The following is a 5,974-nucleotide window of genomic DNA, read 5'->3' on the forward strand; positions in this document are numbered from 1 at the left end:
CCGCGGCCACCGAACGGTGCATCACGTTCTCCGGCTTCCCGGCCAACGCCTTGCGGGCGGCCAGCCAGTCCACCGCGTCGTGCAGCGCCACGTACACCGTGTAGCGGGGGTCACGGGCGGACGCGACGCCGCCGTAGAAGATGCCGAACCGGGTCGCGACGGAAGCGGCCAGCAGAGCGGCACCGGAGAACGCGCCGACCACCCGGCTGCGCCGGCCGACCAGAGCGCCGGCCACCCCAGCCGCGGTCAGCAGCCGACCGGCGCGCAGCAACCGACCAGGCCGGCCCCGCCGGTACGGCTCGCTGAGCAGGCCGAGGCGGGTTTCCACCCGGTGCGCGCCGTACAGTTCCATGGCCGCGCCGGCCACCGCCATCCGGCGGGCCGGCCCAGCCTCGGCCGGCGGCGCGGCGAGCAGACCCACGCCGGCGCCGCTGGCCAGGGCGCTGCCCGCGAAGATGACCGGCAGCTCCGGGTACGCCTCGTGCCACGACGGCACGGCCGTGTCGGCGAGCAGCACGCCGGTGTACGTGGCCAGCGCGGGCGCGGTGCCGGCGGCGAGCAGCCCGGCCGCGTGCCCGACCGGCGGCAGCGCCCGGCGGACCAGCCCGAGCAGCCCGCGCCGGGGCAGCCAGCCGGAGGCCTCGGCGATCGCGGCGACCCCGGCCGCCGGCCCGAAGGCGGTGAGGATCCAGGTGCCCATCGACATCGGCGAGGTGGGCTTGGCGATCCGGAGCATGTGGTGGAACCGGGCCGGCCTGCCCAGGTCCCGGACCAGGAAGACGGCGCTGGCGCTGACGGCGGCCAGCGCGGTGACCCGGCCGGCCCGGCGCAGCACCGGTCGGCCGGTGAGCTGCCCGCCCGCGGCGAGCAGCGACGAGCCGGCGGCCAGCCCGCCGGTGAACAGGTACGCGGCGATGTCCCACTTCCAGACCGGCGCCTTCAGGACCGGCCGGCCATAGTACGAGGTGAACTCGGCCTCCGGCACCCGCAGTTCCTCGCCACCGCCGCGACGACCACCACGCCGGCCCTTGTGTTCGGCGTTGCGCTGCGGCTGCGGGGTCACGTCCGCGTCGGCGCCGCCCGGCCGGCCCTGGATGCTCGTCTCCGGCCGGTCCAGCCGGTCGCGGAAGCGGCGGAACAGGTCGCCCACCTCCGGGTGGTGCGGACTCACGAGGAACCTCCGACGAACGCGGCGACGGTGGCCGCCGCCATGGCCAGTGCGGCGAGCCCGGCGCGTTTCCACATGGCCGGCAGATCGCGGGTGGTCACGATCGGGTCCGGCGGCAGCCCGTACACCTCCGGCTCATCCAACAACAGGAAGAACGCCCCATCACCACCCACCCCGTCGTTCGGGTCATGCCCGTACAGCCGTGCCTCGGGTACTCCGCGCTCGTGCAGCGTCGCGACCCGTGTGGCGGCCCGCTCCCGCAGCTCGTCGAGGGGCCCGTACTGGATCGACTCGGTCGGGCACGCCTGCGCACACGCCGGGGTCATGCCCGCGCCGAGCCGGTCGTAGCAGAGCGTGCACTTCCAGGCCCGACCGTCGTCCTTGCGCTGGTCGATCACGCCGTACGGGCAGGCGGAGATGCAGTAGCCACAGCCGTTGCAGATGTCCTCCTGCACCACGACGGTGCCGAACTCGGTGCGGAAGAGCGAGCCGGTCGGGCACACGTCCAGGCACGCGGCGTGGGTGCAGTGCTTGCACACGTCGGACATCATCAGCCAGCGGAAATCGGTGCGTTGCTCCGCGCCGGTGCCCCGACCCGGCGGCTGCGCACCCGGCATCCCGAGGAACTCCGGCCCCCGGCCGTCGCCGCGGGTGCCACTGTCACCGCGAGGGCCACCCGGGGCGATGGGAGTGCCGAGCACGTCGGGGCGGGGCTGCTCGATGAACGCGACATGCCGCCACGAGTTCGCGGTCAGCGCGCCCGTGTTGTCGTACGACATGCCGAGCAGGTCCAGGCCGGAGCCGGGCACCCCGTTCCACTCCTTGCAGGCCACCTCGCAGGCCTTGCAGCCGATGCAGACGCTGGTGTCGGTGAAGAACCCCATCCGCGGCGGCGCGGTCGACCAACCGGCGTCCGGTGCCGGATCCAGCGGCCCGTACAGGCTGTTCGGGTCAGGAATCACCGCGCCCCTCCCCGTCGCTGTCGGTGGTGATCACCGGGGCGTTGCGGCCCGGCGTGATTCCCGCCCGCCGCTGATACTCGGCCACCAGGTCGAGCAGCTCCGGGCCGGTGGGCCGGCGGCCGGCCCGGACGTCGCAGGTGCCGACCTTGCTCTCCTGGATCAGGACGTTGGGGTCGAGGCTGATCCCGAACAGGTCGTTGGCCGAGTCGCCGGTCACCAGGCCCTCGAAACCGAAGTGGTACGGCAACCACACCTGGTGGATGATCCGCCCGTCCACCCGCAACGGCGTCAACCGGTCCGTCACCAGCACCTTCGCCTCGATGGCGGCGCGGCCGCTGATCAGGTGGGCCCAGCCCAGGTGCGTCAACCCGACCTCGGCGGCCAACTCCGGCGACACCTCGACGAACATCTCCGGCTGCAGCTCGGCCAGCGGACGGACCGTCCGACTCATGCCGCCGGCCGTGTGGTGTTCGGTGAGCCGGCTGACCGTGAACACGTACGGGAAGACCTGACTGTGCTCCTGCGGCGGGCTCGGGTTCACCGAGTTGGCCGGATGGGCGTACATCTTGCGGGTCGGGTTGGCCTGCTGCCGGTAGAGCGGGTTACGTACCGGCGACTCGACCGGCTCGTAGTGCGTGGGCAACGGCCCGTCCAGGACCCCGCTGGGCGCGTACAGCCAGCCCTTGCCGTCGCCCTGCATGACGAACGGGTCGTCGCCGGCGATGCCCTCGGTGCCGGACGTACCCGGGGGCGGCCGGTACGACGGTGGTTTGGTCTTCTCGAAGTCCGGCACGTCGTAGCCGGTCCACTCGCCCTTGTCCGGATCCCACCAGACGTAGCGTTTGCGCTCGCTCCACGGGTTGCCGTCCGGGTCGGCCGAGGCCCGGTTGTAGAGGATGCGACGGTTCGCCGGCCACGCCCAGCCCCACTCGGCGGCCACCCAGTCCTGCTCGTGGCGAGACTTGCGCCGGGCCGCCTGGTTCACCCCGCCCGCGTAGACACCGGTGTAGATCCAGCAGCCGATTGCGGTGGAGCCGTCCGCGCGGGCCTCGCCGAACGAGGACAGTGGGCGGCCGGTCGACACGTCGTACCCGTTGATTTCGCGCAGCACCGATTCGCCGCTCGGCTCGGCGTGCGGGCCGTGCGTGGGGTAGTCCCAGGTGAGGTCGAGCAGCGCCCGGTCGCGTGGCAGCTCCGACCCGGCCAGCTTCTCCCGCAGCTTTCGGCCGAGGTGGTAGAAGAACCACAGCTCGGAACGGGCGTCGCCGGGCGGTTCGACGGCCTTCTCCCGCCACTGCAACAGCCGCTGCGTCTGCGTGAAGCTGCCCTCCTTCTCCACATGCGAGGCCGCGGGCAGGAAGAACACTTCGGTACGGCACTCTTCCGGCACGATCTCGCCGGTGGCCACCTCGGGGCCGTTCTGCCAGAACGTCGCACTCTCAATCATGAACAGGTCGCGGACGACCAGCCAGTCCAGGTTCGCCATGCCGAGGCGCTGCGCCCGCCCGTGCGCCGAACCGACCGCCGGGTTCTGCCCGAGCAGGAAGTATCCCTTGATCTTCCCGTCGATCATGTTCAGCACCTGCTGGTAGGTGCCGTGGTCGCCAGTCATCCGGGGCAGGTAGCCGTAACAGAAGTCGTTCTCGGCGGTGGCCGCGTCCCCCCAGTACGCCTTGAGCAGGCTCGCCGCGAACGAGCGGGCGTTGCCCCAGAAGCCCTTCTGCCCCGGGTGGCGGATGCTGTCCACCCACTCGTCGAACGTCGGGTGGTCGGCGTGGTGTGGCATCGGCAGGTAACCGGGCAGGAGGTTGAACAGCGTCGGGATGTCCGTGGAGCCCTGGATGCTGGCGTGCCCGCGCAGCGCCATCACTCCGCCGCCTGGGCGACCCATGTTGCCCAGCAGCAGCTGGATGATCGCGCCCGTGCGGATGTACTGCACGCCCACGCTGTGCTGCGTCCAGCCCACCGAGTAGATGAGCATGCCGGTGCGTTCCCGGCCGGAGTTCCGCGTCCAGGCCTCGGCCAGCTCCAGGAACTTCTCCTGGGAGATGCCGCAGACCCGCTCGACCATCTCCGGCGTGTAGCGGGCGAAGTGCCGCTTGAGGATCTGGTAAACGCAGCGTGGGTGCTGCAACGTCTCGTCGCGGCGGGTCTGCCCGCCCACCTCCGCGCCGTGCGACTCATGGCGCAGGCCGGCGGCGGTGTCCCGTTCCTTCGCGGTGTGGCCGCTGCCAGACGAGTTCTCGTGCCCCTCGTACTGCCAGCTGTCCTGCACGTAGCTGCCGGTCGCCGGGTCGAAGCCGGAGAAGAACCCGTCGCCTTCCTCGGTGTCGGTGAACTGCTCGCTGACGATCGTCGCCGCGTTGGTGTACGACAGCACGTACTCCCGGAAATCCAGCTCGTTGTCCAGGATGTACCGCACCACCCCGCCCAGCAGGGCGATGTCGGTGCCCGCCCGGATCGGCAGGTAGGCGTCCGCCACCGCGCTGGTCCGGGTGAACCGCGGGTCCACGTGGAAGACCTTCGCGCCCCGACGCTTCGCCTCCATCACCCACTGGAAGCCCACCGGATGCGCCTCGGCCATGTTCGAACCCTGAATGACGATGACGTCAGCGTTGGCGATGTCCTGCTGAAAATCCGTCGCACCGCCACGACCGAAGCTGGCCCCCAGACCGGGGACGGTGGCGGAGTGTCAAATACGGGCCTGGTTCTCGATCTGGAGCGCCCCCATCGCGGTGAACAACTTCTTGATGAGGTAGTTCTCCTCGTTGTCCAGCGTCGCCCCACCCAGGCTGGAGATGCCCAGCGTCCGGTTGAGCGGCCGGCCCTCGCCGTCGACGTCCTCCCAGGTCTGCTCGCGGGCGGCAAGCAACCGGTCGGCGATCATGTCGAGCGCGGTGTCGAGCTCCAGATCCTCCCACTGCGTGGAGTACGGCCGGCGGTAGCGAACCTTCGTCTGCCGCAACGGGCTGGTCACCAGGCTCTTGCTGGCCGAACCCTTCGGACAGAGCCGGCCCCGCGAGATCGGGCTGTCCGGGTCGCCCTCGATCTGGGTGACCTGCCCGTCCTTCACGAACACCCGCTGACCGCAACCCACCGCGCAGTACGGGCAGACCGAGCGGGCCACGCTGTCGGCGTCCTCGGTGCGGGGGGTCAACTCCGCCGAGCGGGCAGACTGCGCCGCGGCGCCCCGACCCAGCGGGTCCGTGCCGGTGAGCTGCCGGTAGACCGGCCAACCCTCGATGAAGGTCCGCAGACCCATCCCCGACACCCCCTCCCACGCGAGCGACCCCATGAACATAGGTCAACCGAGGCATGTTCGCGAACCGAGGAACCGGCAACTGACGCACACAACGCCGCCCCTGGCCGGTGGGCTGGGGGCGGCGTTGGTGTCGGTGTGCAGGTCGCCTCTCGGCGAGTGGCGCGACGCGGTTCCAGCCGAACGGTATTCCGCGAGGGCGATATTAGGTGAGGCCCGGGGACACTGGATCACACCGACACTGTCCACAACCAGCCGCGGCCCGACGTTGTTCCCCCACCCGGCGCCCCCGCCGTGACCTGCGAATCTTGGACAGTTTCCGTTCGCGGGTGACGGGAACTGTCCAAGATCTGGTCGTGGGTATGCCGCTGGCCGGCACCCCGGGTGGGGTGCCGGCCAGCGGTCGATGTCGTGCGGTGGTGCGGTGGGTCAGCTGTTCCAGTGCTTGGCGACCAGGTCGGTGGCCTGCTGCTCCCACTGGGCGTAGGCGTCCGGGTAGGCCGAGACCTGCACGGTCTGCGCGGCGTCGGTCAACGCCATGTCCTGCCACCCGTCAACCTGCTTCAAACCCTTGAGGAACGCGGT

The 5,974-nt window shown here is 70.9% G+C and carries 2 protein-coding genes and 2 pseudogenes; all 4 read right to left on the reverse strand.

Going from position 1 to position 5,974, the window contains the following annotated elements:
- Window positions 1-94: pseudogene (rph, locus tag ACWD6N_RS37045) on the reverse strand (ribonuclease PH); the annotation flags it as partial.
- Window positions 95-1,171, reverse strand: a pseudogene (gene nrfD, locus ACWD6N_RS37050) (NrfD/PsrC family molybdoenzyme membrane anchor subunit); the annotation flags it as partial.
- On the reverse strand, window positions 1,168-2,127 hold the full coding sequence (locus ACWD6N_RS37055; RefSeq protein ID WP_354968311.1) for a 4Fe-4S dicluster domain-containing protein: 960 nt from the start codon (window positions 2,125-2,127) through the stop codon (window positions 1,168-1,170). The pseudogene nrfD and the gene ACWD6N_RS37055, both read right to left, overlap by 4 nt.
- A complete protein-coding gene (gene fdh / locus ACWD6N_RS37060) occupies window positions 2,120-5,392 on the reverse strand; it encodes a formate dehydrogenase (protein ID WP_450006650.1) in 3,273 nt (1,090 codons plus the stop codon). The genes ACWD6N_RS37055 and fdh overlap by 8 nt, the downstream gene beginning before the upstream one ends.
- Window positions 5,393-5,974 lie beyond the last annotated feature (582 nt).

The sequence above is a fragment of the Micromonospora sp. NPDC005163 genome (assembly GCF_053599835.1).